This window comes from Paenibacillus flagellatus (assembly GCF_003217775.1).
Taxonomy (GTDB): domain Bacteria; phylum Bacillota; class Bacilli; order Paenibacillales; family NBRC-103111; genus Paenibacillus_AB; species Paenibacillus_AB flagellatus.
Map to the genome: position 1 here is coordinate 32,495 of NZ_QJVJ01000016.1, position 24,591 is coordinate 57,085.

General features: G+C 61.2%; 23 protein-coding genes. 9 read left to right on the top strand and 14 right to left on the bottom strand.

Translation table 11 applies throughout. The annotated features are described in order from the left end of the window. Positions 1–114: 114 nt before the first annotated feature. The 4 genes from DLM86_RS27360 to DLM86_RS27375 all read right to left on the bottom strand — a co-directional run bounded on the left by DLM86_RS27360 (position 115) and on the right by DLM86_RS27375 (position 7,325). Positions 115–2,457, bottom strand: a complete 2,343-nt coding sequence (locus tag DLM86_RS27360; RefSeq protein WP_146250313.1) for an AraC family transcriptional regulator — start codon at positions 2,455–2,457, stop codon at positions 115–117. Positions 2,458–2,633: 176 nt separating this feature from the next. Beyond that, positions 2,634–4,745 carry an ABC transporter ATP-binding protein gene (locus tag DLM86_RS27365; protein WP_110843251.1) on the bottom strand — a complete coding sequence of 704 codons (2,112 nt, stop codon included), beginning with the start codon at positions 4,743–4,745 and terminating at the stop codon, positions 2,634–2,636. After that, positions 4,742–6,568 (bottom strand): ABC transporter ATP-binding protein, encoded by a 1,827-nt coding sequence (locus DLM86_RS27370; RefSeq protein ID WP_110843252.1) that lies wholly within the window; start codon positions 6,566–6,568, stop codon positions 4,742–4,744. The genes DLM86_RS27365 and DLM86_RS27370 overlap by 4 nt, the downstream gene beginning before the upstream one ends. A 463-nt stretch (positions 6,569–7,031) precedes the next feature. Continuing rightward, entirely contained in the window at positions 7,032–7,325 is a 294-nt protein-coding gene (locus tag DLM86_RS27375) for a hypothetical protein (RefSeq protein WP_110843253.1), read from the bottom strand. A gap of 334 nt (positions 7,326–7,659) precedes the next feature. On the opposite strand from DLM86_RS27375, the gene DLM86_RS27380 reads away from it, so the two are divergent. Continuing rightward, positions 7,660–8,643: a metal-dependent hydrolase gene (locus DLM86_RS27380; protein WP_110843254.1), complete on the top strand. Its 984-nt coding sequence runs from the start codon at positions 7,660–7,662 to the stop codon at positions 8,641–8,643. A gap of 188 nt (positions 8,644–8,831) precedes the next feature. Here DLM86_RS27380 and DLM86_RS27385 read toward each other — a convergent pair whose 3' ends face one another. Then, positions 8,832–9,059, bottom strand: a complete 228-nt coding sequence (locus DLM86_RS27385; protein ID WP_110843255.1) for an alpha/beta-type small acid-soluble spore protein — start codon at positions 9,057–9,059, stop codon at positions 8,832–8,834. 146 nt (positions 9,060–9,205) lie between these two features. On the opposite strand from DLM86_RS27385, the gene DLM86_RS27390 reads away from it, so the two are divergent. Beyond that, positions 9,206–9,388 carry a DUF5325 family protein gene (locus DLM86_RS27390; protein ID WP_110843256.1) on the top strand — a complete coding sequence of 61 codons (183 nt, stop codon included), beginning with the start codon at positions 9,206–9,208 and terminating at the stop codon, positions 9,386–9,388. 62 nt (positions 9,389–9,450) lie between these two features. Here the strand turns inward: DLM86_RS27390 and trpS are convergent, their stop codons facing one another. Then, the gene (trpS, locus tag DLM86_RS27395; protein ID WP_110843257.1) at positions 9,451–10,434 is read right to left on the bottom strand and encodes a tryptophan--tRNA ligase; all 984 of its coding nucleotides are present in this window, start codon (positions 10,432–10,434) and stop codon (positions 9,451–9,453) included. Positions 10,435–10,771: 337 nt separating this feature from the next. Next, complete coding sequence (gene rpmG / locus DLM86_RS27400; protein WP_110843258.1) at positions 10,772–10,921, bottom strand: 50S ribosomal protein L33; 150 nt, start codon at positions 10,919–10,921, stop codon at positions 10,772–10,774. Between the two features lie 257 nt (positions 10,922–11,178). On the opposite strand from rpmG, the gene DLM86_RS27405 reads away from it, so the two are divergent. Beyond that, positions 11,179–11,709 (top strand): MogA/MoaB family molybdenum cofactor biosynthesis protein, encoded by a 531-nt coding sequence (locus tag DLM86_RS27405; protein WP_110843259.1) that lies wholly within the window; start codon positions 11,179–11,181, stop codon positions 11,707–11,709. 90 nt (positions 11,710–11,799) lie between these two features. Here DLM86_RS27405 and DLM86_RS27410 read toward each other — a convergent pair whose 3' ends face one another. Next, positions 11,800–12,996 carry a GTP-binding protein gene (locus DLM86_RS27410; RefSeq protein ID WP_110843260.1) on the bottom strand — a complete coding sequence of 399 codons (1,197 nt, stop codon included), beginning with the start codon at positions 12,994–12,996 and terminating at the stop codon, positions 11,800–11,802. A 229-nt stretch (positions 12,997–13,225) separates the two neighbouring features. Between DLM86_RS27410 and DLM86_RS27415 the strand changes: the two genes are divergently transcribed. From DLM86_RS27415 to DLM86_RS27430, 4 genes are all read left to right on the top strand, one after another. Beyond that, a complete protein-coding gene (locus tag DLM86_RS27415) occupies positions 13,226–14,224 on the top strand; it encodes a permease (RefSeq protein WP_425454004.1) in 999 nt (332 codons plus the stop codon). A gap of 36 nt (positions 14,225–14,260) precedes the next feature. After that, positions 14,261–15,244, top strand: coding sequence for a TIGR03943 family putative permease subunit (locus tag DLM86_RS27420; RefSeq protein ID WP_110843262.1), 984 nt, complete (start codon positions 14,261–14,263; stop codon positions 15,242–15,244). A gap of 107 nt (positions 15,245–15,351) precedes the next feature. Further along, the gene (locus DLM86_RS27425) at positions 15,352–16,305 is read left to right on the top strand and encodes an aldose 1-epimerase (protein ID WP_110843263.1); all 954 of its coding nucleotides are present in this window, start codon (positions 15,352–15,354) and stop codon (positions 16,303–16,305) included. A 16-nt stretch (positions 16,306–16,321) separates the two neighbouring features. After that, a complete protein-coding gene (locus tag DLM86_RS27430) occupies positions 16,322–17,281 on the top strand; it encodes a carbohydrate kinase family protein (protein WP_110843264.1) in 960 nt (319 codons plus the stop codon). Positions 17,282–17,365: 84 nt separating this feature from the next. On the opposite strand, the gene DLM86_RS31840 is transcribed toward DLM86_RS27430, so the two are convergent. Beyond that, complete coding sequence (locus DLM86_RS31840) at positions 17,366–17,866, bottom strand: hypothetical protein (protein ID WP_146250314.1); 501 nt, start codon at positions 17,864–17,866, stop codon at positions 17,366–17,368. Positions 17,867–17,903: 37 nt separating this feature from the next. After that, positions 17,904–18,395, bottom strand: coding sequence for a hypothetical protein (locus tag DLM86_RS27440; protein ID WP_110843266.1), 492 nt, complete (start codon positions 18,393–18,395; stop codon positions 17,904–17,906). A 93-nt stretch (positions 18,396–18,488) separates the two neighbouring features. On the opposite strand from DLM86_RS27440, the gene DLM86_RS27445 reads away from it, so the two are divergent. Then, positions 18,489–18,722, top strand: coding sequence for an alpha/beta-type small acid-soluble spore protein (locus DLM86_RS27445; protein ID WP_110843267.1), 234 nt, complete (start codon positions 18,489–18,491; stop codon positions 18,720–18,722). Positions 18,723–18,790: 68 nt separating this feature from the next. On the opposite strand, the gene DLM86_RS27450 is transcribed toward DLM86_RS27445, so the two are convergent. From DLM86_RS27450 to DLM86_RS27465, 4 genes are all read right to left on the bottom strand, one after another. Further along, on the bottom strand, positions 18,791–19,381 hold the full coding sequence (locus tag DLM86_RS27450; protein WP_110843268.1) for a Uma2 family endonuclease: 591 nt from the start codon (positions 19,379–19,381) through the stop codon (positions 18,791–18,793). A 223-nt stretch (positions 19,382–19,604) separates the two neighbouring features. Beyond that, positions 19,605–20,540, bottom strand: a complete 936-nt coding sequence (locus tag DLM86_RS27455; protein ID WP_110843269.1) for a Gfo/Idh/MocA family protein — start codon at positions 20,538–20,540, stop codon at positions 19,605–19,607. Further along, positions 20,537–21,844, bottom strand: coding sequence for an enolase C-terminal domain-like protein (locus tag DLM86_RS27460; RefSeq protein ID WP_110843270.1), 1,308 nt, complete (start codon positions 21,842–21,844; stop codon positions 20,537–20,539). The genes DLM86_RS27455 and DLM86_RS27460 overlap by 4 nt, the downstream gene beginning before the upstream one ends. Further along, complete coding sequence (locus DLM86_RS27465) at positions 21,841–22,857, bottom strand: Gfo/Idh/MocA family protein (protein WP_158289689.1); 1,017 nt, start codon at positions 22,855–22,857, stop codon at positions 21,841–21,843. The genes DLM86_RS27460 and DLM86_RS27465 overlap by 4 nt, the downstream gene beginning before the upstream one ends. Before the next feature lie 267 nt (positions 22,858–23,124). Here DLM86_RS27465 and DLM86_RS27470 point away from each other — a divergent pair, with 267 nt between their 5' ends. After that, positions 23,125–24,540: an extracellular solute-binding protein gene (locus DLM86_RS27470; protein WP_146250316.1), complete on the top strand. Its 1,416-nt coding sequence runs from the start codon at positions 23,125–23,127 to the stop codon at positions 24,538–24,540. Positions 24,541–24,591 lie beyond the last annotated feature (51 nt).

Below are 24,591 nucleotides of genomic sequence, written 5' to 3' on the forward strand. Positions count from 1 at the left end.
ATGTCCTTACCGCCCCCCGTCTTTCCTGGAAAAAGGCGTTCCCCCAAGTCCAACCGGACTTGGCGGGAACGCCTTTTGCGCTTTTCGGCCGCCGCCGTTCATGGAGCGTCGGCGTTAACGGGGGGTTTGCGACGATTCCATCCTCTCCCGGTATTGACCGGGGGTCATGCCTTCGCCTTTCTTAAAAATACGGATCAGGTAAGAAGGCTGGTAACCCAGTCTCTCCGCGATATCGTTCACTTTCATGTCGGTGGTGACGAGCAGCTCCTTGCATTTGTCGAGGCGCTTCTGCATGACCAGGTCGATGAAGTTCATGCCGCTTGCTTGCTTCAGCGCCTTGCGCAGCTTGTACGGGCTCGTTCCGTATTCCTCGGCGTACGATTCGACGGAAATATTTTGCGTAAACTCGGTATCGATCCGGCGCAGCACCTGCTCCAAGATGCTTTTCAACTCGCGGTCGCTCGTATCCGTTATCGTTCGGATGAACGGACGAATCAGCTCGTGCTGAAACCAGTGCACCATCTCCTCCGGATCGCTGATATGCAGCAGCTTTTCGTAGAGGTGGACGCCCCCGTACAGCACGTGCGGATTGACCTCGGCTCGCAGCACGACGTCCATCACGCTTCCGAGCAGCTTCATCATCCCCTGATGCACCATCAGCTCGGTGCTGGCGTCGTTCTGCAGCGCCCGCACGAATTCGCGGATGTTGCGGACCGCTTCCTCCTCGAGGCCGGTGCCGACCGCATGCACCACCGCCCGCTCCAGCTCGTACGGAAACCGGACCGGCTGGCCGCCTTCCAGCACGAAATCGTCCATGTCAAGCAGTTGGCTGCCGGTTTCGGGGTCTCGGAAGCGCAGCGCGCTGCGCGTCAGCCCGAGCACGCCCGGGGTATCGACGAGACGGTCGGTCGGCCTGCTCACGACAAGCGTCGTATTCATTCGCGTGACGTTGTTAACCGTTTTCATAACATCGCTGCCAAGCTGCAGCAGCTCTTGTCTCGCCTCGGCCATCGGCCGCCCATCGCCAAGCACGATCAAGAGCTCGACACACAAGTTTTGGGCGTTGATCAGGTGCAGCATCGCATAGCGCGATTCGAACAGCTCCGTCATTACGTTGGAGGCTGCGAAGGTAGCGAGCTGCTTGTCTTTGTCCGATAAGGCCGCCTCCGCTTGAAGAGGCGCGTGAAGCTTGGCGACAACGACGGCGAAGCCTTGATCGTCCGTATCCCAGCCGAGCTGCTTCAACTTGCCCCGCGCCTCGCTCTCGGTCAAGGCTTGCAAGCTGCCTTGAAGAAGCTGCATCAGGAACCGTTCGCGCATGGCCGGAAGCTGTTCCTTCAGGCGATGCTGCAGTGCGACCTTTTCCGTAAGCAGCTGCCTCCACTCGTTTTCGATCAGCTGGATCTCGTCGCCGGTTCTCGCGGTTACTTGGTGACCGTGCAGGAGCTTCGTCAACCGGCGGATCGGATCATAAATTTTGTTCGAAACGAGCCATCCGAGCAGCAGGGCGGCAAGCAGTCCGAAGCCGCTGACAAGGACGATCAGCTTGGACATCGAAGCGACGGGCGCCATAATGTGCGTCAGCGGCGTTGCCGTCACATACGTCCAGCCGGCTCCGATTCCGCCGAACCGGGGGAGCTTGCCGTAGGAGACGGAGTAGGTTTGGCCATTCCATTTGTACGCGGAAGTCCGGGGCGACGAAATATCCAGCGCGGCCATGCGGCTGCGCAGCTCGTCGGCCAGCTGCCGGTCTTCCCCGTCGTCCGGCAGCGTCGTGACGTACGACTGGCTGTCGTCGACAAGGAAAGAGACGCCGGACTGCGGAGTCAGCCTTTGAACGAGCAAATCGAGCTCCTCCTGCTTGATATAGAGGATGAAGGCGCCGAAAGGCTTATACCAGCTGCCTCCCGGCAGCTTCACCACGACCGCCGGCTTGGGCTTATCGGGGTTGTCGATCTCGGCAAGCGAATTGCGCCAGTAAATCGGGCTGCCCTGATCCAACAGGTTCGCCAGCTCGCCCCGGTCCTTCTCCGTCTCGATCGTTCGCACGCCATCGGAATCGCCGATCAGCTTGTTCGCGTCTTTCAGATACAAGTAAACGCTGTCAATTAACGGGTTCGTTTCTTTCATCAACCGCAGCGTCTTGATCAGATCGTTCGTTTGCTGAAACTGCCGGGCGAAATCGACGGTCGCAAGCGACCGGTCGAACTCCGGATTGAAACCGAGCTGCGCGGAATACAGCTCCAGCTGGGTCAAATAATCGTCCAGCCGTTGAATCGACTGCTGCAGCTGGGTGCGGTACGCGCCGTTCACTTCATTCACGATACGGTCGCTTCCCGCATAATACAGCACAATACCGATCAGGCTGACCGGCAGGCAGGTGATGGTGAGCACCCAAGCCAAGCTTTTGCGAAAAAAAGATCCACGCCTGGCTATCGTTGGCTTCAATATCGTCATCGTCCGATCCACCTTCGCAAACGTTTCCTTCTTTCATCATAGTAGATTTGCGAAAGGAATCCAACCAAAACCAAATAAACCCAACTATATACTCGTCCTCAACTATCCCTTACCGCCGGCTCTCGCCTTGCACCGATTTCAATCCGTACCGGCCGTTCACGGCACCCCCCCACATCCTACCGGGCGTCCCGCATCTGCTTCTGCTCCTTGTACTGCAGCTCGAACAGCTTGTAGTAATAGCCTTTGTTCGCCAGCAGCTGATAATGGCTGCCGATCTCCCGCACCTTGCCCTTGTGCATGACGATGATTTGATCGGCGTGCTGAATCGTCGACAGCCGGTGCGCCACGATGAGCGTCGTCCGGTTTATGGTCATTTCGCGCAGCGCGTCCTGCACGACGAGCTCGGTTTCCGTGTCGATGTTCGACGTCGCCTCGTCCAGGATGAGGATTTGCGGCCGGAACGCGACGGCGCGGGCGAACGACAGCAGTTGCCGCTGGCCGAGCGACAAGTTGACGCCCCGCTCCCCGAGCGGCGTGGCGTAGCCGAGCGGCAGCTTCGCGACGAACTCGTCCGCGTGCGCGAGCCGCGCCGCCTCCCGCACCTGCTCGTCGGTGATGCCGGCTTCGTTCAGCCGGATGTTCGAGGCGATATCGCCGTTGAACAGGAAGACGTCCTGCTGGACGACGCCGATCGTCCGCCGCAGCTGATCGAGCGGGATGTCGCGGATGTCGATGCCGTCGAGCCGGATCGTGCCTTGCTGGATATCGTAGAACCGGTTGATCAGCTGGATGATCGAGCTCTTGCCCGCCCCTGTCGCCCCGACGAACGCGACCGTCTGCCCCGGCTCGATGCGGAACGATACGTCGCGCAGCACCCACTCGCCTTCGTTGTAAGCGAACCAGACGCGGTCGAATTCGATCGTCCCGCGCACCGGCCTCGGCAGCGGCTTCGGCTCGGCGGCGTCGACGATCGCCGGCTTCTCGTCCAGCATGTCGAAGATGCGCTCCGCTCCGACCATCGCGGTCTGGATCTGGTTGTATTTCTCCGCCAAACTCATTAACGGGTTGAAAAATTGACGCACATAATGAGTAAACGCATAAACGATTCCGAACGTGATCGTCCCGTCGAGCACCGAACCGCCCCCGTACCAGATGAGCAGGGCAATGGCGAAATTGCCGAGGAAGCCGACCGCCGGCTGAAAAATCGAGTTGATGACGGTGCCGCGCATCCCCGCTTTGTAATGCTCGCCGTTCAGGCGGCGGAACTGCTCGAGCTGCCGCTCCTCGCGGACGAACAGCTGCGTGATGCGGATGCCGGACAAGTTTTCGGCCAGAAACGAGTTGAGCCGGGCGAGCAGCAGACGCATCTTCCGCTGCGCCTCGCGCACGACGATCCGGTACCAGACGGTCATCCCGAACAGAAGCGGGATGACGACGAGCATGAGCGCGGTCAGCTTCAAGCTCATTTGCAGCATGATGATCAGGATGCCGAACAGGACGATGACGTCCTTCACCAGGTTGACGATCACCTGCGAGTACAGCTGGTTGAGCGACTCCGTGTCCTGCGTGACGCGAACGACGAGCCGGCCGACCGGATTGCGGTCGAAAAACGACGACGACATGCGGCTCAAATGGTCGAACAGCTGCTGACGGATGCGGAAAATGATATGCTGTCCGGTATATTGCAGCAAGTTCGTCTGCACGTAGCTTAAAGCCGCTCCGCCGACGACGGCGATCAGGAACAGTGCGCCGAGCACGAAAAATCCCCGGACGTCGCGCTCGCGGAGCGCTTCGACCGTCTCCGCGCCGAGCGGCTCGGCCGCGAACGCAAGCCCGGCCGCCTCAAGCACCGCCCGGTCGCCGTCGAGCCGCACGGTCGGCTCCGTCTTTGGATCCGGCCAGCCGTCGGCCAAGTAGGCCGCCCCGCCGGCTTCTACGATGCGCACCGGACGGACGGCGTCCGACGGCGGTCGCGGCGGCGCCGCGCTTTCCCCGGCGTCGACGCGGACGTACGCCCGGCCGCCGACGACGATCGGATCGCCGTACGGCGCCAGCAGCGCCGCGTCTTCGGCCCGGGCGGCGTACATCGGCTTGTGCAGCCCGTTGATCCGGTCGTCGATCGCCACCTTGATGATGTACGGACGGGCCAGATCGGTCAGCACGATCAAAAACGCGAGGGCGATGCACAGCAATATCGTTTTCCAATGCGGCTTGGCGTAGGCAAGCATTTTTTTGAACAGCTGCCCGTCCTTGATATCGACCGCCGCTTTCTCCGCATGAATGCTCATCCCGCTCTCCCCCCGCCCGCCGCGCCGCGGCCCGCTCCCGTCGGCTCGCCTCCGGCGTCGTCCCATTCCCGCCCGTGACGCTCGCCGACCTCGTCCAGCAGCTGCTTGTGATACATGTCCGCATAGATGCCGTTCAAGGCGAGCAGCGATTCGTGGTCGCCCCGCTCGACGATCGCCCCCTCCTCCAGTACGACGATTTGGTCGGCCGACTGCACCGACGAGATGCGGTGCCCGATGATGATCGTCGTCCGATCCTCCATGACGTCCTTCAGCCCTTCGAGGATGCGGTCCTCCGTTTCCGTATCGACGGCGGACAAGCTGTCGTCGAAGATGAGAATCGACGGCTTCTTGATGATCGCCCGCGCGATGCTGACGCGCTGGCGCTGGCCGCCGGACAGCGAGACGCCCCGTTCCCCGAGCGCCGTCTGGAACTGATTCGGGAACTCGACGATATTGTCGTACACTTGCGCCACCTTGGCCGCCCGCTCGATGTCGTCGTCGCCGTACGGCTTCGGGTCGAAGCCGATGTTGTCGCGGATCGTCGTCGAGAACAGGAACTGGTCCTGCGGCACGATGCCGATGCCGCCGCGCAGCACGTTCAGCGGAATGTCGTGAATGTCCCGGCCGTCGAGGAACACCGTTCCTTTGGGCGGATTGTACAGCCGGACGAGCAGATGGACGAGCGTGCTTTTGCCGCTGCCGACCCGGCCGACGATGGCGAGGCTCGTTCCTTTCGGCACGCGGAGCGAGATGTCGCGAAGCGCCGGCTCGTGCGCTTCCGGGTAACGGAACGTCAGGTTCCGGATGACGATGTCCCCTTCGATGCCGCGGATCGATGCGTCTGCGCACGAGTCGTCGGCAACGTCCGGCTCGGTGTTCAGGATGGCGAGCAGCCGGTTTTCGGACGCTTTGCCGCGCTGCATCGTGTTGGCGACCTTGCCCAAATTTTCGATCGGCCCCATGAGCAGGGACAAGTACGAGTTGAAGGCGACGAACTCGCCGAGCGTAATCCGGCCGCGCAGCACCATGATGCCGCCGAGCACGACGGAGACGAGGAAGCTGACGCCGACGACGCCCGAGCTGAGCGCCCCGAACAGCGAGTTCGACTTCACCAGCCTCCGGTTCATCGCCACCGCATGCTCGTTGTCCCGCCGGAACAGCCGGCTCTGCTCGCGCTCCTGCACGAACGCCTTCACGACGCGGATGCCGGCGATAAATTCCTGCACGCGGCTCGTCAAATCGCCGATCGCCTCCTGGACGCCGGCCGATTCCTTCTGGATGCGCCGGTTGAACCGGTAGGCGAGAATGCTGAGCAGCGGCAGCGGCAGCATCGTCAGAAACGTGAGCAGCGGATCGACCGCCGTCACCATCGCCACGACCGTAATCGTGATCAGCACGACCGCCTCGAGCGAGTTGAAGATGCCGGACATCGTCACGTCGCGGATGACGCTGACGTCGCTGATCGCATACGACATCAGATCGCCGACGCGCTGATTTTTGAAGTAATGGGTCGACAGCTTCTCCCAATGCTTGAACAAATCGTCGCGGATGCGCATGTCGAGCACGCGCGAGAGCCGGAACAGGTAGATGCGCCCGGTCGACCGGAACAACGCGACGCCGAAGCCGGCCGCCATCATCCAGACGGCGATGGTCGCCGCCTCGCCGTACGTGAGCTCGCCGAGCTCGAGCCGGTCCGTGAACGTGCCGAGCAAGATCGGAATGACGAGCTGGAGCGCGCACGAAATGGACAATAATGCAAAGCCGAATGCGTACGCATAGCGGTGCTCCTTGATATGACCCCACAAAATATGTTTCCTGCCCATCGTAGTCCCCCTCCGGGATGGCTTGCTGCAACAGGTTGCGGCACGTATCCTACCTGTAAGCTTACATAACCCGTCAGGGAGAAACCATGGATATCCATGCTGGAAATAATGGACGATTCGATCATGCGCACAGGGTGGGACATAAGCGGAATAAGGCGGGGAAAGCCCGACGGGACGGGCAAAACGGCGGGTGAAGACGGGACCGTTCGGATCCGCGAACGCGGCGGCCGTCACTGCGTTTGACGTTCCGAACGGGAAGAAGCGGGAGCCGGCGGATCGACGGATCCAACGAAGGCGAATCGACAATCGGAAGCGAAAGCGGGAAGAGCGTGCGGGGATCAGGCAAGGCGACGGCCCTTTTACGGCCGACGTCGCGGACGCCGTGGCGGACCGTTCGTCCGGTCCATACAATACAACCGGGTCAAGCGATACGCTCGATTCGTCCCGCTTGTCCGTCAGACGGCTAGCCGGCTGGCTCCGTACGGCGAAAGTGCCAGACGTGCACCTTCGCCAAGCCGCCGGGGACGAATTCGGCCAAAGCGCCCCAGGACGGGTCGCCCGGCTCGAGCCGTTCCCGCTTGAACGATCGGTACCGCTCGTCGTCCATCCCCCGCCACAGCTCGACGAACAGGTCGGGCTGCTCGGAGCCTTCGTACAGCTCGAATCGGTTATCCGCGCGCGCGGCGGCTCCGATCCAGCGCAAGTATGCATCCCGCTTTTCGGGGAACACTTTATACTCGACGAAAACGATATCCATGGAAATTCCCCTTAATGTCACTTTCATTTTTTTATCGTTAAAGAAAATCCACTCTTGCTATTCCAAAAAGCAAAGGCGATTTTCTTTACCAAAAAAATGTACAGCTGAAACGCGGTCGCTCATCTTCGCGATTTTCACCGAACTTTCATTTTTTTATCGTTAAAGAAAATCCACTCTTGCTATTCGAAAAAGCAAAGGCGATTTTCTTTACCAAAAAAATGTACAGCTGAAACGCGGTCGCTCATCTTCGCGATTTTCACCGAACTTTCATTTTTTTATTTTACCGAATTACATGGTATGATAACAAGGAAGACCGATGAGGAGGAGACATCTTTTGGATACTGGAACGCATCTGGTAGTCGGACTCGGTTTGGCCGGATTGGCCTATGTGGACCCGGCCGTAGCATCGGACCCCGCTCTGGCGACCGCCGTATTGATCGGCACCGTGCTCGGGTCGCAGGCGCCGGATTCGGACGGGCTGCTCCGCTTTCGCAGCAACGCCGCGTACATCCGCAACCATCGCGGCAAATCGCACAGCTTGCCGGCCGTCGCCATCTGGACCGTGCTGATTACGCTCGTGCTCGCCGTTCTGTTTCGAGGTGTATCCGTCGTGCACCTGGGCTTATGGGTGTTCATCGCGGTCGCGCTTCACGTCTTCAGCGATTTGTTCAACACGTACGGCACGCAGGCGTTCCGACCGATAACGGATAAATGGATTTCGTGGAACATCATCCACATTTTCGACCCGATCATCTTCTCGACCCATCTGATCGCCATCTTCTTGTGGTCCGTCCGTCTCGCACCTCCCGCGCAGCTGTTCTTGACGCTCTACGGCCTGCTCGCCATCTATTACGCATGGCGAACGCTCGTGCACGCCAACGTTTCCGCTCGGCTGAAGCTGCAGGACCCGCACTATCAACCGGACCACACTTATATATTGATCCCGACGATCCATCTGTACGTCTGGAACGTGGTGAAGCGGACGAAGCCCGATCATTACACGATCGGCGAGTTTCGGGGAGGCAAGCTGCGCTGGGTCGATCAAGTCCGGTGCGAGCAGCATCCGGCGATCGACGCTTCCAAGGAGCATCCCGACGTTCAAGCGTTTCTGTACTTCACGTCGACGGCATGCGCCGAAGCGAAGGAGCATTCGTGGGGCTACGAGGTACGCTGGACGGACGTCCGGTACCGGCACCGCAAGCAGTACCCGTTCGTCGCGGTCGTGCTCATGGACAAACAATTCCGGCCGATCGATTCGTACGTCGGCTGGCGCAGCGAAGGACGTGTCGAGAAAAAGCTGAAAATCAGCACGTATTAGCCGGCCCGACGCCGGCCAACCGCAACGGCTGCGGAGCGTTTCCCGCCTTCGGCCCCGGCTCTTTCCGCCGGGACGATCGCGCGAAGCGCTTCGTCGTTTTCCCGCGTCCCCCCGAATATGGAACAAAGCCCAAGGGACGAGTCCCTTGAGCTTTTTCAAACGACGTATGTGCGAAAGAAAGTAATCGTTTATCGACCAATGCCGCCGGAAAGTTGTTGTTCGGCGATTTGCACCAAGCGGCGAGTGATGTGTCCACCGATTGCGCCCGTGTCGCGAGTTGCCATGTAACCCATATAGCCGTCTTGCGGGATTTGGATGCCCAGCTCTTGAGCCACCTCATATTTCAGTTGATCCAGAGCTTGGTTCGCTTGAGGTACGACGAGCTGATTGCTGCTGCGAGATTGACCACTTGCCATAAAACGATGCACTCCTTTCAATCTGCGTCTGATGTCTTTGATGTATTTGCAAGCTTGCAAGCTTATTATGTTACGTAGGCCGATTTATATGCATCCTATTTGCAAAAAACTTTGAAGTCGATTTCAGAAAGCGGGTGATCCGTTGCATGAACCGCCCTTTGGCCCTATTGTTCGCCTTGATCGGAACAGCCCTGCTCGTCGGCATCGCCGCCGCGATCAGCTACGGCAATGTCGCCGCCGTCTGGCTGTGCTCGATCGGCTCGTTCCTCTTCATCGGCTTCGGCTTCATGGTGAAAGCGAAGCTTCGCCGGCGCAACGAAAAACCGTAACCCGAAGCGAATTCGGATTACGGTTTTTCTTTGGGCCTCTACGGCCATCTTTGAAACGATGATTACGGCAGCACGAAGCCCATCTTCTCCTTGGCGTCGCGCACCGTCTTGTTCGCGATTTCGGCCGCCTGCTCGGCGCCTTGACGGAGAATCGTCTTCAGCTCGCCGGAGGCGCGAATGTCCTTGTACCGCTGCTGCAGCGGCTCGAGCGTAGCGACGACCGCCTCGGCCAAATCTTTTTTGAACGGACCGTACCCCTGGCCCTCGTACTTCGCTTCGATCTCGGCGACGCTCATATTCGCGCAGTGCGCATAAATGCTCATCAGGTTGCTCACTTCCGGCTTCGACGCCGGGTCGAACTTGATTTCGCGGCCCGAGTCGGTCACGGCCCGGCTGATCTTCTTGCGGATAACGTCCGGCTCGTCGAGAAGCGCGATATAGCTGCCCGGGTTCGGGTTGCTCTTGCTCATCTTCTTCGACGCATCGTCGAGCGACATGATGCGCGCGCCGACCTGCGGGATGTACGGCTCGGGAACGGTGAACTGTTCGCCGTACCGCTGATTGAACCGATGGGCCAAGTCCCTCGTGATTTCCAAATGCTGCTTCTGGTCGTCCCCGACCGGTACGAGATCGGCGTTATACAGCAAAATGTCGGCCGCCATCAGCGCCGGATACGTGAACAGTCCCGCGCCGACCGATTCCTTGCCGGCCGACTTGTCCTTGAACTGCGTCATCCGTTCCAGCTCGCCCATGTAGACGAGCGTCGTCATGATCCAGCCGAGCTCGGCGTGGGCGGGCACATGGGACTGCAGGAAGACGCTCGCCTTCGCCGGATCGATGCCCGCGGCGATGAACAGGGCGGCGACCGACTCGCTCTGCTCGCGCAGCGCGGCCGGCTCCTGCGGAACCGTAATCGCGTGCAGGTCCACGATCATGAAGAAGCAGTGGTGATCGTGCTGCAGCTTGACGAAATTTTTCATCGCGCCGATATAGTTGCCGAGCGTCAGCTGGCCGCTCGGTTGAATCCCGGACAATACGCGTTTCATATCGTTTCCCTCCAATAAGTCGATTACTGGCCGACCAAAACAAAAAAGCCCTCGTCGCAAGGGACGAGAGGCCGTGGTACCACCCTAATTCGTTTTCCGATACAAAAGCCGATAGCCGGTATCGATACGGAAAACCTTGGTCGTTCCGATAACGGGGAACCGCCGTTCCGCCTACTTCGTCCGCCGGGCAGCTTGTACCGCGGGCGAACGTTTCGGCTTCATGCTCCAGGACCCATTCGGAAGACGCGCCGCGCCGGTTCGCAGCAACCACCGGCTCTCTGAATGCGGGGGGACGTCTCCTACTTGCTCCTGTCATCGCTTGGCTAAAGCTAACCGCTTAGCGGGTTTCGCGGTGAAGAGTGTATTTCTTCAGGCGAGGGCAATATTTTTTCATCTCGATCCGCTGCGGATGAGTTTTTTTGTTTTTCGTAGTCGTGTAATTGCGATCACCTGTTTCGGTGCACGCCAAAGTGACGATAACGCGCATCGTACACACCTCCTTTTGTCAGTCGAACGCGAAAAAGGCCGCATCGGTCGCGGTCTGTCCGCATTTGTTTCCATAATCACAGCATAACTAATATGATACCAGCAAAGGGCCCGGGAGTCAATCGTTCAAGCGGGATCTCCTCATCCGGTCCATAACGGCCCCGGCTTTGCGCCCCGCCGGGGAAGATGATAAAATTTGGCTGCGCGACGGTTCGTTGCGCGGCTGCCCTATGGTCTTTTTATCCGGGAGGTATACCAATGACAGAACCTATCCGCTCCGTCGAGGAGCACCGCCGCGAGGCGCCGTCGTCCGTCCGCTGCATGATCGTGACCGTGTCGGACACCCGCACGCCGGAAACGGACAAGAGCGGGCAGCTGATGCGCCAGCTGCTCGAGGAATCCGGCTACATCGTCGCCGATTACCGGATCGTGAAGGACGAATACGAGCACATCCGCGAGCTCGTCCGGTCCGCCTCCGAGGACGACCGGATCGAAGCCGTTCTGCTGAACGGCGGTACCGGCATCGCCATGCGCGATACGACGTACGAAGCGGTCCGCGACTCGCTCGACAAGGAAATGCCGGGCTTCGGCGAAATATTCCGCTACCTGAGCTACGCGGAGGACATCGGCCCGGCCGCCATCCTGAGCCGTGCCGTCGCCGGCGTCCGCGGCAATACCGCCGTCTTCTCGATGCCCGGCTCCTCCGGCGCGGTCCGGCTCGCGATGACGAAGATCGTCGTCCCGGAGCTGCGCCACGTCATGCGGGAAATATACAAGGACCGCAAGTAGAGATGGAGCCGGACGCGCAAAAGCCCGCCTTCTCCGTCGGAAAACAGGCGGGGTTTGCGCGTCTCGGTCAGGCGGAAGGGCTTCCTGTGCTTAAGCGGCACCGGCTCCCGGGAGACGGTCGGCGAATGCGCCCCAATCGGCGGCCATCTCCGCGTCGCTCAGCAAGCATTCGTCGAGCGACCGCTCCAGCGATTCCCGGTCCATCCCGATACCGATCAGGACGAGCTGCGTCATCCGGTCTCCCCATTGCGGGTGCCACCCCGACACAGCCGGCTCTCCCTCCTCCCGGAGATACGCTTCCCGCTCCGCTTCGTCGAGGGCGGCGAGCCAGTACCCGGCCGGTCCCATCTGAATCGAAGCGCCGGCTTGGCTGAACGACGTGCCGACGTCGTTGCGCGAGGCGAGCCACAGCGTTCCTTTGGAGCGGACGACCTCGACGGGGAACTCTTCGAGCCAGCGCGCCAGCCGTTCCGGGTGGAACGGACGCCTCCGCGCATAGACGAACGAAGCGATGCCGTATTCGTCCGTCTCCGGGACATGCTCCCGCTCCAGCTCCGCGATCCAGCCCGCGGAACGGGACGCCCGCTCGAAGTCGAACAGCCCCGTGTTCAAGATCGTCTTCGGATCCAATTCGCCGCGCGTCGTCCGCACGATTGTCGCGGTCGGCTGCAGCTTGGCAAGCAGCCGCTCCAGCTCCTCCAGCTCGTCCTCGCCGACCAAATCGCACTTGTTCAGCACGAGCACGTCGCAGCATTCGATCTGGTCGATCAGCAGATCGGCGACGTCCCGCGTATCGTCTTCGCCGACATGCTGCTTGCGGTCGAGCAGCGTTTCGCCCGAGCCGTAATCGTGCCAGAACCGGTGCGCGTCGACGACGGTCACCATGCAGTCGAGCCGGCAATAGCGGGACAGGTCGATCCCGGACTCCTCGTCCGCGTACGAGAACGTCTGCGCCACCGGAACCGGCTCGCCGACCCCCGTCGATTCGATCAGGATGTAGTCGAACCGTCCGTCCCGCGCCAGCTTCTCCACCTCGGTCAGCAAATCTTCGCGCAGCGTGCAGCAGATGCACCCGTTCGACATCTCCACCAGCTTCTCTTCCGTCCGCAGCAGACCGCCGTCGCGCACGATACCCGCGTCCACGTTCACCTCGCTCAAATCGTTGACGATAACCGCCACCTTCAACCCGTCCCGGTTGTTCAGCACATGGTTGAGCAGCGTCGTCTTGCCGGATCCGAGATAACCGCTCAGTACCGTAACCGGAATCGGCTTCAAGCTTCCGTTCATCGTTCATCCTCCTTGACTGTTCAAATAGTAATTGTTACGATTATACGAGACGGATTCAGTTTTGTAAATATTACGATTAAACGTCGCAAACAGCCAAAAACATGTCCTAGCGCCATGCTTGGCCGCATACGTTAGTACGGGTACCGATCCGCCTTCCAAGGAGGAATGTTCGTTGCAAACGCTGCTTCGCCGAGGCCCGTTCGTCGCCGGTCTCGCCTGTATCGTCCTGATCGCGCTTATTCTCGTTCGTCGTCCGCCCGATTTCGGCGCCATCGCGTCTTTTCCATGGGCCAACTTCAAGACGATCTTCATCAGCATCATCCTCGAAGCGATCCCGTTCGTCCTGTTGGGCGTTCTCTTCTCCGCGCTGCTGCAAGTGTTCGTCTCCGAGCGGACGGTCCGGCGATGGACGCCCCGCCATCCCGTTCTCGGCGTCCTGTTCGCCTGTACGCTCGGCGTCGTCTTCCCGCTGTGCGAATGCGGCATGATTCCGATCGTCAGACGGCTGATGCGCAAAGGCATGCCCGTCTATATCGCCGTCGCGTTCATTCTCGCCGGTCCGGTGCTCAATCCGGTCGTGTACGCCTCCACCTATATGGCATTCCGCTCGCGGCCGGAAATGGCCTACTCCCGCATGGGGCTCGCTTTCCTCGTCGCTGCGGCGATCGGCTTGATCGTCTACCGCTTCGTCCGACGAAGCCCGCTTCGACCGGAGCTCCCTCATGCCGCCGCCCGCACCGAAAACGGCGATGGACACGGCCACGGTCAGCATCATCATCACCACCACGGTCATGACCACGGACACGGTCGCCCGGGGCTGACCGGCAAGCTGCAGGCGACCTTCGGACACGCCTCCGACGAATTTTTCGAGATGGGCAAATATTTGATCTTCGGCGCGATGATGACCGCCGTCATCCAAGCGGCCGTATCCCGCGAAAGCCTCGTGTCGATCGGCCAAGGCGACTGGAGCTCGCATTTGTTCATGATGGGCTTCGCCTACTTGCTGTCGCTCTGCTCGACGTCGGACGCCTTCGTCGCCGCTTCGTTCGCCACGACGTTTACGACCGGGTCGCTGCTTACGTTTCTCGTCTTCGGCCCGATGCTCGATTTGAAAAACACGCTCATGCTGCTTTCCGTCTTCCGCATCCGGTTCGTCCTCGCCTTGACCGCGCTGCTGGCCGTTCTCGTCCTGCTCGGCTCGCGCCTATTCGAACTGACCGTGCTGTAGCCGCGCCATATTTCGCCGATTGGAGTTGACCTACCGATGAGCAGCCGTTTCCCTTGGATCCATCCGTCGATCCGCGCTCTCCTGCTGTTCGGCTTCGCCGTCTATATCGCTTATTTGGTAAAAACGGACGGAATATTGTATTACATCTCCCCCCGCATGACGATCTACGTCAAGCTGTCCGCGCTCGGCCTGTACGCCGTCGGCGCCCACCAGCTGTATACGGCGGTTCGCGCCTATTGGGGGCGCGCCGAAAGCTGCGACTGCGGTCACGACCATTCGCATGCCGGTCCCGCCTGGAAAAGCATGCTCGTGTACGGGCTGTTCGCGTTTCCGCTGCTTCTCGGCTTCGCGATGCCCGATACGTCGATGGGCAGCTCGCTCGCCGCCAAGAAAGGGATGAACTTGAACAGCGCCTCGACGATTCGTACCGCTTCGCCGCAGCCGGACGTCCAGCCGCAGCAGCCGGCTCCTTCCGGCACGCAGCCGACGGAACCAAACCCGACGGCGGCCGAACGAACGGATGCCGCCTCCCCGCCTTTACCGGCCGGCCAAAACGCGGCAGCCGACGCCGACCTCGACAAGCTGTTTCCGTCCGACAAGTTCACCGAAGCGTTCGCCAAGCACGCCCGTGAGCTGTACGTCACCGACCCGATGGTCGTCAAGGAAGAGCTGTACATGGAGACGTTGACGACGCTCGATCTGTACGCCGCCTCCTTCGCCGGCAAAAAAGTGAAGCTGAGCGGCTTCGTCTACCGCGACGAGACGATGAACGACAAGCAGTTCGTCATCGGACGGTTCGCCGTCCAATGCTGCTCCGCGGATGCCGCTCCGTTCGGCGTGCTCGTCGAATTCGACCGGGCCAACCTGTACGCGACCGACGAATGGCTCGAGCTGACCGGCACGATCGGGCGGACGACGTTCAACGGCTCGGAGCTGCTCGTCGTCAAAGCGGAGAAGATTGCGAGAATCGAACCGCCGAAGGAGCAATACGTGTACCCGAATTACGATTTCGGCGCCTGATGGCGTCCCGCCGCCGGATTTCGGGAAATGGCCCATGACAACCGGCTCCCCCGTTTGCTACAATGGGAAGCGTGAATTCCGATCCGAAAAGGAGCGAACCAACGTTCATGGCAAACGTCCGTCAAGCATCATGGGACGGCTCGCCCGTATACGAGCTGGAAAACGGCACTTTTCTCGCTTCGCTCATTCCCGAAATCGGCTCCAACGCGTATCGGCTGCGGGATAAAATCGCGGGGCGGGACGTGCTCCGCACGCCCGAACGCCCGGAGGAGCTCCGCGCCAGTCCGGGACACTACGGCGTTCCGCTGCTGCTGCCCCCGAGCCGGATTCGCGGCGCGTCGTTCCCGTTCAACGGCCGAACGTACCGGTTCGAGCCGAACACGCCTGACGGCCACTACATCCACGGCTTCGTGCGCATGCGCCCGTGGCGCGTCGTCGATACGAGCGCGGACGGCGACACCGCGTCGGTGACGACCGAGTTCCGTACGGCCGACTTTCCGGAGCTCGCTCCGCAGTACCCGCACGACCTGACGATTCGGGCGCGTACCGAACTGAACGGCGCGTCTTTCGTCCAGACGTTCTCGTTCCGCAACGGAAGCGACGAGCCGGCCCCCTTCGGCTTCGGCCTGCATACGTGGTTTCTGCTCGACGGGGAACCGGAGCGTTGGACGCTGAAGCTGCCGGTGTCGGACATCTGGGAGCTGAACGAGAAGCTGCTGGCCACCGGCAGCCGGCTGCCGCTCGGCCGGTATGAAGCGTTGAACGAAGGGATGAATTTGGAGGGGCAAAATATGGATATGGCGTTCCGCATCGGCGATCGGCCGGTCGAGGCCGTCCTGTCCAAGCCGGGATACGCGATCCGCTACTCGGCGAACGAGCCGGTGACCCAATGGGTGGTCTATACGAAGGGCGAGGCCCGCGATACGATCTGCATCGAGCCGCTCACTTGGACGCCGGATGCGCCGAACCTGGACGCGGGGCCCGAGCTGACAGGCATGCGGGCGATCGCGCCGGGCGAGGAACTGATCGTTCGGACGACGCTGTCGATCGAACGGGAATAAGGGGAGAACACGAACGATGAGCTTGAAAGCGACGGTCATCGGGACCGTATTTATCGATTGCAAAGGGTTCGCCCGGGACATCTACATTCCGACAGGGCGCAACCTCGGGTCGATCCGCTTCGTGCATGGAGGAGTCGGACGCAACGTAGCCGAAAACTTGGCGCGGATGGGCGTGCCGACGCGGTTCGTCTCCTCCGTCGACGCCACCGGCCTCGGGCAGGAGGTGATCGAGCGGCTGCGCCGGACGAACGCGGACACGCAATACGTCGGGGCCGCCGAGCGGGAAGGAATGGGGATGTGGCTCGCGGTGCTGGATCATGCGGGCGATTTGGCGGGTTCGATTTCGCAGATGCCCGACCTCGGGACGATGGAGCGGATCGTCGCCGAGCACGGCGACACGATCGTGCGGGAGTCGTCCCACCTCCTGCTGGAGCTGGACTTGAACGCGACCATTTCCAAACGGGTGCTGGAGCTGGCCGAGAAGCACGGAAAGCCGGTATACGGCATTCCCGGCAACCTCGAAGTCGTCCTCGGCCATCCCGAGCTGATGCGGAGCCTCTCCTGCTTCATCTGCAACCACGTCGAGGCGGAGCGGCTTCTGGGCGTTCCCGTCCACGAGCTGGACGAAGCGGCGCAGAAGGAAGCGATGCTCGCCTACTTGCAGCGAAGCGGCTTGCGGTCGCTCGTCGTTACGCTCGGGGCGGACGGCTCCGTCTACGCGTCGGCGGATACCGGGGAATTCGGCCGCCAGACCGTATTCCCGGTCAACGTCCAAGATACGAGCGGGGCGGGCGACGCCTTCTTCTCGGGTGCGGCCATGGGGCTCATGCGCGGCTTGCCGCTCCGGGACGCCGTCGTCTGCGGCACGAAGGTGGCCGGCTGGACGATCGAGTCGCCGGAAAACAACTGCGAGCGGCTCGGCGAGCTGCTCGCACAGGACGAAGCGATTCGGGCGCTGCTGCCGGATTCCGTTTGAAAATATAAAAATAGGCCGCCCCGGGCGCCCGCGTCGTAACCGCGTGCCCGAGGGCGGCTTTTCTTGTATAGACTCCCGGCGGTATTAAGGATTTAGCGGAAGCTTCGTTTCGACTCCGCTCCGAACCATAACCACGTTCTCGATTTCGTTTGCCGTTTCTTTATCCAATCCGATTACGAACGTTCTCGGTGTCGCATCGGTCGTACACGCGCCTTTCGGTTCCGACAGAGGGACGGTCAACGTTTTGCGATCGGAGCTAAGTTCCACCTTTTTCAGGGTGTAGGGGCAGCTCCCGGACTCGTAAACGCCGATGAAATAAACGATTTTCCCGTCAAAGTCCACATTCGGCCTTTTCCCTTGCAATCCATACAAGCTCCATGCTTCCTCATATTCCGATTGATCGGCTGCTTGTTTCACCACATATTGAAAATGGGGAGGCGAAGGTCTCGAAAACGCCATTTCATGAAAATTTGCGGGCAAACGCTTCTCGCTTGCTATCGGGTTAAAGGCGTTTGGGTCGGCACGGCAGCCGAATAGTAGCGGCAGCAGGACGACAACGGGACATAAAAATTTCCAAGACGGCAAATCGCTGTCTCCTCTCCTTAAGCAACGAGCCGATCGGTCAACGAACGGCCGCTTTCAGCCGGTCCACCAGCTCTTGCACGACCGGAACGGTATCCGCAAAATAAGGCCTGTAATCGAGCGGTCCGACGAAAGCGAGAAACCGTTCGCCAAGCTCGATCAGCTGTTCGCGGCACTCGCCGAGCGGCACCGCGTAAGACTCCTGCTCGCGGTACGTCCCGTCCTCCGACTCCTCGACCAGCGTCCACTCCGCCTCCTCCCCGTTCCGGTGCTTCACCCGAAACGAATACGCCCGGCATTCCGGATCCCCGCAGCCGCAGACGAAAAACGGCATGCGGCTCCATTCGTCCGCGGGCGCCCACCGATACGGCGACGTGTCCTCCAGCCCGCTCAGCAGCAGCGCCGGCAGTCCGACGTCGACGCAAAGCGGCTCCTCGACGACGGATTCGCCGTCGATCGCCAGCCGGACGTCGGCTTGGACGATTTGCAGCCCTTCGTCGAACGACAGCCGATCGACATTCAGTTCGAACATGTTCGAGCCCCTCCCCTTGGTCCGATTTTCCAATTTATTTTTGAGTAAGATTTCGAATTGTGTTCATACTACCTATCAACGGAGGTGATAAATATGGCACAAGGACAAAGTCGTTCCAGCAACCAGCTCGTCGTACCTCAAGCGTCCCAAGCTTTGGACCAACTGAAGTACGAAGTGGCTCAAGAGCTCGGAATCCAAATCCCTCAAGACGGCTACATGGGCTACATGGCTACCCGTGACACCGGCGCGATCGGAGGTCACATCACTCGTCGCTTGGTTCAAATCGCCGAGCAGCAATTGAGCGGCGGCAGCCAGTTCTCCCGCTAACCTATACTTAACCGCAAAACCCGGCTTCGCAGGATTCGTCCCGCGCTTGCCGGGTTTTCATTTTGCCGTCAATCCGCAGGCGTATCCGGAATTCCGCGCAAAATGTCGCCGAACTTGAACGAGGCGCACCCGATTCGCTCCGAACGGACCGGCTCGTCTGCGGCGAATACGTCGGCCAGCGCGTACTTGTCGCCCTCCAGCACGTATTGCTCGATCATCCGGTTCGCCGGATCGGCGATCCAATATTCGGGAATGCCGTAACGCGCATAAGCTCGCGTCTTGTGAAGCCTGTCCCGGCGTCCCGAATACGGCGACAGCACCTCGATGACCAGATCCGGGGCCCCTTCGATCCCTCTCCGCGTGACGATATCGAGCCGATCGCGGCGGATCATGACAAGATCCGGCTGTCTAACCTCCGTCACCGACAAGATGACGTCGATCGGCGACACGTAAAGGACATATTCGGAGCCGCAGCTTTGCTGCAACTTCGTCAATAACTGAACCACGACCGCTTGATGTCTCGGCGACGGCCCCGGACTCATCAATTCCAGCTTGCCGTCCGCCACTTCATAGCGGCTTCCGTCGTCCGGCAAATTGGCGTAGTCGTCGTACGTCACGCCGGTTTCTTTCACGATTCCGGGCTTGAACTCGGGCTTCATGAACGAGCACCCCTTCCACGCGTATGATCCCCATTATATCATAATCGCACGCACCGCCACGTCTCCCCCAAGTCGCGTAAAACCCGAAAAAAAGCAAAGCTACCCCCGCCGCCGAAACGGTTCGGGAATAGCTTCGGATCCGCTGCCGTCGATTCATGAAACGAAGCGCCGATGTTTCCGGAAAACGCCGTGGACGTACGAGCGCGCGGTCCGTACGCCGGAGTTATGGCGCCGCCGCGGGAAACTTCAGCTTCTTGTACGACCGGGCGAAGGCCGCCCCGTCGTAGCCCGCGTAATCGTCGGGGATGTCGCCCAGCGCGACGGGTAACCCTCCGCGCTCTGCGGACAGCTTGGCGGCGATCGCCGCCCGCTCCGTCTCGGCCAGCTGCCCGATCGGCACCGGTGCGGGAGCCTCTCCCGCCAAATACGGCATCACCGCTTCCAGCAGCGCCGCATACAGCTTGCCGTTGTCGACCTTGATCGCGTCGGCCCGCTTCTGTGTGACGATCTGGGCATAGAACGGCAAATAGCCCGACGTCCTCCCGACGCTGACGACACCCCGCCGACCGTCCTCCCATGTCAGCTCGAACTGGTCTTGTCCGCCGCCTGCGCCGAGATGGCGGGCGGTGCGGACGCCCGGTCCCATCAAGCCGTGCAGCATCGAGTACGCGTGGATGCCGTAGTTGAACTCGTCGACGGCGCAGCCGGCCAACGCGTACACCCATTCCTCGCGCGGAACGTCGAGGGCGAGCCAGTCGCGCACCTCGGCGCAGTAGCGGAGCGACGAGCCGCCGGTAATCGTCGCCCCTTCCTCCGCCCACCGCTCGATTTGCCGCAAATCGCGCACGTTGCCGGCCAGCGGCTTGTCGAGGAAGACGGCTTTGCCCGCCTCGACGAACGGACGCGCACGCCCGACATGGAGATCCCAGTCGCAGCTATGGATCAGCGCCGCGTCGACGAGCCCCGCCATCTCCTCCACGCTCGCGCAGACGCGGGGGATGCCGTGCTCCTTCGCGAACGCGGCCGCGTAGCCTTCGGGATAAATCGTACCGCCGTCGTAGACGGCCGCCACGTCGTGGCCCATGCTTCGCAGAATCGGGACGAAGCTGCCCGGATGGGACGTGTCGAGATCGACGAGACCGATTCGCAAACGTTTCATGCCGATGATTCTCCTCCTCCGACGACGAGCGATTCGTAGGCGGCCCCGATGTCGAGCGCCCCGCCCGCCGTCTCGTAAAATTCGTCGTCCAGCGCGAACAGCCCTCTCCGCGCGTCGATCCAGCCGGCCCCGCTGCGGGGATGCCGGCTTTTCATTCGTTCCCAGTTGACGTAATGTTGTGGCCCGTTCGTCTCGAGAATGCCGACCTTCAGCCCGGGCAGCGGCGACAGCCTGGCGGCCACATTTTTGTTCCAATCGGCGAGCAGCGGATTTGCCGTCAAGTCGGCGCAAAAGCACGGCACGCCTTTCTCCCGCGCCAGCTTCGCCACCCTGAGGCTCATGCTCATCGTCTTGGCGACCGGCTTGAGCGCCAGCGCGCCGTACCCCATCTCGATCCGCGCGAGCGCATCGCGCTCGTCGTGGACGCTCTCGTCGGCCGCCAGCCGGACGGGGACGTCCGAAACGTCCAGCTCGACCTCCTCCGGGAACGGCTCCTCGAACAGGACGATCCGCTCGAGCGCGCCGATCCGGTCGGCATGCTCGAGCAGACGGAGCAGACGGTCTTTCCCGTCGTAACGGCCGTTCGCGTCCAAGTAATAGGCGATATGTCCGCTTTGCGTAAGCTCGGTCGCGTAGCGGGACGCGATCTCGTGGACGAGCGACAGCCGGCGGCAGTCCCAGTCGAGCATCTTTTGTTGACTGCCGTCTTGATCCGGATCCGCCCCGATTTTCATTTTCAGCAGACCGTACCCGTCGTCCAGCAGTTGCGCGATACCCGCCTCTCCCATTCCGTAGGGGACGAGCGGAATGGCGGCGAGCCGCGTCCGCCGCTCGCCGAGCGCCGCACGATACGTCTCGGGCACGAGCTCCTTGAAGCGCCGCCCCTTGCCACTCGCGTACAGTCCCCACGCGGCGTGATCGACCGCGACGAGCGCGTTCAGCGCGAACGTCGTCCTCAGATCGGACAGGCCGGTCGACCTTTGCCCGTATGCGCATACGGCGGGCAGCACCGCGTCGAGCAGCTCGAACGGGGTTTCGAACCGCGTCGACCCGATCCGGGTCAGGGCGCTGCGGGTCAAGTCGGCCATCAGCTCGTTGGCGGCCGTCTCCCCGTACCGGACGAACACCCGGGCGTCCGACCAGAGCGGGCTTTGGACGCCGACCCCGATCCCCGCCTCTCCGCCGTCCCCGGCTATCATCGCGACGGACTGCCACAGCTCGGTCAAGTACGTCCCCTTGAAGCCGAACGGAGACCGGAGCGGCTCGCCGTGCACCGCATGCTTCGTCTCCGCCACCCGGATCATGCGATCCCCTTATCGGACACGGCCGACACCGCGTCCTCCACCAGCCGCTTGATCGGCTCCGGCTTGCCGCTGCGGAGCGACTCGAACGCCTGAAGCACCATCAGCGTCGCATACAAGCCGTCCACGTGGTCGATCGGCGCCGGGGCGTCCTCCTGCAAGCAGCGGAGAAACGCCTTGTTTTCTTCCACGAAACCGGATTCCGTCCCCCGGAACACCTGCGTTTCCTTGCCGGCCTCCGTATAGGTTAGCGTCGTTAGTCTGTCGTTGATCGTGATCGACTTGTTCTCGGCGAACAGCTGCATGAAAAATTTGCTCGTCAGCGGCGGGCAGCCGCAGTCGCCCTGCACCAAATTGCCGGCCGCGCCATTGTCGAAGCGGAAGACGGCGACCATATTGTCGACGACGCCGGTCGGCTGGTAGTAGTTGCCCCCCGCCGCGTAGACTTCGATCGGCTCCGCTCCGGCCACGAACCGCAATATGTCCGCGGAATGACATCCTTGGCTCAGCACGTTGCCCCCGCCCTTGACCGGATCGTTCGGCCAAATGCCGTCTCCCCACCGATTGTCCATCATCTGCATCGTTACGAGAACGGGCTGCGGGATGAGCTCCTTCGCTTTCCACAGCAGCTCGTAATACCGCATCTTGAACGCGGTGAACAGCTTCTTCCCCGTCCGCTCCACCGTTTCGCCGATGCGGACGCAGTCCTCCACCGTCATCGCCAGCGGCTTCTCCACCAGCACGTGCTTGCCGGCCTCCAAGGCGCGGATGCAGTAGGCCGCGTGCGTATCGTGCTGGGTCGTCACGTAGATCGCATCCAGCTCGGGATCGTCGAACAAGCGGTCCGCGTCGCTCGTCGCGTAGCTCCCGCCGAACTGCTCCAGCATCGCCTTCGCGCTCGGCTCGTAGACGTCGCAATAGGCGGCGATCTCCATTCCCTCGATATCCGCGATACACTTCGCGTGCGTTTTGCCCAAGTTGCCGCAGCCGATCATGCCGATTTTCACCGTACGCATCGTTCGTTTCTCCTCCCGGTTCGTTCGTTTCGATTGCCTGCTGTACATCGATTTCCCGAAAACCGTTAACAACGCCTTACTGGTGTATATGTTGATGTATATTTTGCGCCCCAATCTTACATTCCCATCTGTTCTGCTGTCAATACTTTCTTTTATTGACTCACATCCTTATTTCTGTTCAATGATATACATCAGATTGCTGTACAAAAAGGCCCGCATCCGATATGATGGAAGCAAACGATCGTCACGCGAAAAGAGGGCATCCCATTGACTGATCCAACCGGCAAACCTGGCAAACCTAGCCGCAAAACGTTCGACGCCCGGCTCCGCCGCATGATCGAGCGGCTCGGCGCCGCCATCCGCAACGGCGACTACGCGCCGGGCGACTATCTGCCTTCCGAGAAGGTGCTGGCCGAGCAGTTTCGCCTGAGCAACAAGTCGGTACGCAAGGCGCTGGACGCCCTCGTCGAGGAAGGGCTGATCGTCAAGCTCGACCGCGTCGGCAGCCGCGTCACGGACACGGCGGCGCAGGCGGCGACGGCCGAGATCACGATCGGCTTCAGCGCCTCGATCGAGCGGGACTTCGCTTTTTCGGCGCTGCTGGACGACTTCCGCACCCTCCATCCGGCCGTCCGCGTCAAGGCGATTCCGGTGCAGTCCTCGTCCAACTACACGGGCTCCGTCCGGGAGTATGCCGATAACGGCTTGATCGATGCGTTCACGCTGAACAATTTGGACTTCCAATTGTTTTGCGAAACCGGGTTCGTACATCGGCTCGCGGCGTTTCCGCCCGATCCCTCCCTATACCGGACCGCCCAAGAGGCGTTCGTCTTCGAAGGGGCGGTTTACGCCCGGCCCGTCGTCTTCTCGCCGATCGTGCTCGCCTACAACCGCGCCCACTTCCGCGAGGCGGGCGTCCCTGAGCCGGACGGCGGCTGGACGTGGGACGACGCGATCCGCCATGCGGCGGCTCTGACCAAGCCCGGCGAACGCCACGGCCTGTACTTTTACCTGCTGTCGGACAACCGCTGGCCGGCGTTTTTGCTGCAGAGCGGCATGCGGTTCGCGGCCGTCGGGGACGAGCCTTTGCGTCTTGCCGGCTCCCGGATGATGGACACGATCCGGCTGTGCAAGCGGATCATCTCCGACCCGGACGTCTTCCCGAACTATTTGTCCGAGAACAGCGACGACGTGACCGAGCTGTTCGCGCAAGGAAAAGTATCGATGATCATGACGAACTACATGACGATCAACGAGTTCAAATCGACCGGTCTCGACTACGACATCTCGCCGCTGCCGTACTTGTTCGAGCCGCGCTCGCTCGTCAACGTCATCGGCGTCGCGGCGGCGGCCGGCGCCAAGCATCCCGAAGCGGCCCGCCTGCTGGCCGACTATTTCGCTTCGCCGCGGGCGCAGCGGATGATCCGGGAGCGCACGCTCAGCTTGCCGGCGCACAAAGAAACGGCCGAATCGCCCGCCGTTCCCGACGATCCGATGAACCGGCCGCGCCGCTATTACCTGTTCCGCGAAATTATGGCCTCGTACCGGCTCCACCGCGAGCTCGGCTTGACGTCGCCGGCGCTTGCCGGCTTGCGCCAGCTGCTCAAAAAATACTGGTCCGGCCTGATCGGCGAGCCGGAGCTGTGCGAGCAGGTCGACGAGCTGCTGCGTCAGGAACGGTAGGCCGAACCGTTCCGCCACCGTTCGTGCTCGCCTTGCTCCGACCGGCGAAAA

What these genes read in the sequence shown, in the direction of transcription:
- DLM86_RS27450 (WP_110843268.1), bottom strand. Translation starts at nt 19,381, where the DNA reads ATGAAGCCCGAGTTCAAGCCCGGAATCGTGAAAGAAACCGGCGTGACG.
- DLM86_RS27460 (WP_110843270.1), bottom strand. Translation starts at nt 21,844, where the DNA reads ATGATCCGGGTGGCGGAGACGAAGCATGCGGTGCACGGCGAGCCGCTC.
- DLM86_RS27370 (WP_110843252.1), bottom strand. Translation starts at nt 6,568, where the DNA reads ATGGGCAGGAAACATATTTTGTGGGGTCATATCAAGGAGCACCGCTAT.
- DLM86_RS27375 (WP_110843253.1), bottom strand. Translation starts at nt 7,325, where the DNA reads ATGGATATCGTTTTCGTCGAGTATAAAGTGTTCCCCGAAAAGCGGGAT.
- rpmG (WP_110843258.1), bottom strand. Translation starts at nt 10,921, where the DNA reads ATGCGCGTTATCGTCACTTTGGCGTGCACCGAAACAGGTGATCGCAAT.
- DLM86_RS27365 (WP_110843251.1), bottom strand. Translation starts at nt 4,745, where the DNA reads ATGAGCATTCATGCGGAGAAAGCGGCGGTCGATATCAAGGACGGGCAG.
- DLM86_RS27390 (WP_110843256.1), top strand. Translation starts at nt 9,206, where the DNA reads ATGAACCGCCCTTTGGCCCTATTGTTCGCCTTGATCGGAACAGCCCTG.
- DLM86_RS27430 (WP_110843264.1), top strand. Translation starts at nt 16,322, where the DNA reads ATGAGCTTGAAAGCGACGGTCATCGGGACCGTATTTATCGATTGCAAA.
- trpS (WP_110843257.1), bottom strand. Translation starts at nt 10,434, where the DNA reads ATGAAACGCGTATTGTCCGGGATTCAACCGAGCGGCCAGCTGACGCTC.
- DLM86_RS27360 (WP_146250313.1), bottom strand. Translation starts at nt 2,457, where the DNA reads ATGACGATATTGAAGCCAACGATAGCCAGGCGTGGATCTTTTTTTCGC.
- DLM86_RS27385 (WP_110843255.1), bottom strand. Translation starts at nt 9,059, where the DNA reads ATGGCAAGTGGTCAATCTCGCAGCAGCAATCAGCTCGTCGTACCTCAA.
- DLM86_RS27445 (WP_110843267.1), top strand. Translation starts at nt 18,489, where the DNA reads ATGGCACAAGGACAAAGTCGTTCCAGCAACCAGCTCGTCGTACCTCAA.
- DLM86_RS27410 (WP_110843260.1), bottom strand. Translation starts at nt 12,996, where the DNA reads ATGAACGGAAGCTTGAAGCCGATTCCGGTTACGGTACTGAGCGGTTAT.
- DLM86_RS27455 (WP_110843269.1), bottom strand. Translation starts at nt 20,540, where the DNA reads ATGAAACGTTTGCGAATCGGTCTCGTCGATCTCGACACGTCCCATCCG.
- DLM86_RS27465 (WP_158289689.1), bottom strand. Translation starts at nt 22,857, where the DNA reads ATGCGTACGGTGAAAATCGGCATGATCGGCTGCGGCAACTTGGGCAAA.
- DLM86_RS27420 (WP_110843262.1), top strand. Translation starts at nt 14,261, where the DNA reads ATGAGCAGCCGTTTCCCTTGGATCCATCCGTCGATCCGCGCTCTCCTG.
- DLM86_RS27440 (WP_110843266.1), bottom strand. Translation starts at nt 18,395, where the DNA reads ATGTTCGAACTGAATGTCGATCGGCTGTCGTTCGACGAAGGGCTGCAA.
- DLM86_RS27425 (WP_110843263.1), top strand. Translation starts at nt 15,352, where the DNA reads ATGGCAAACGTCCGTCAAGCATCATGGGACGGCTCGCCCGTATACGAG.
- DLM86_RS27405 (WP_110843259.1), top strand. Translation starts at nt 11,179, where the DNA reads ATGACAGAACCTATCCGCTCCGTCGAGGAGCACCGCCGCGAGGCGCCG.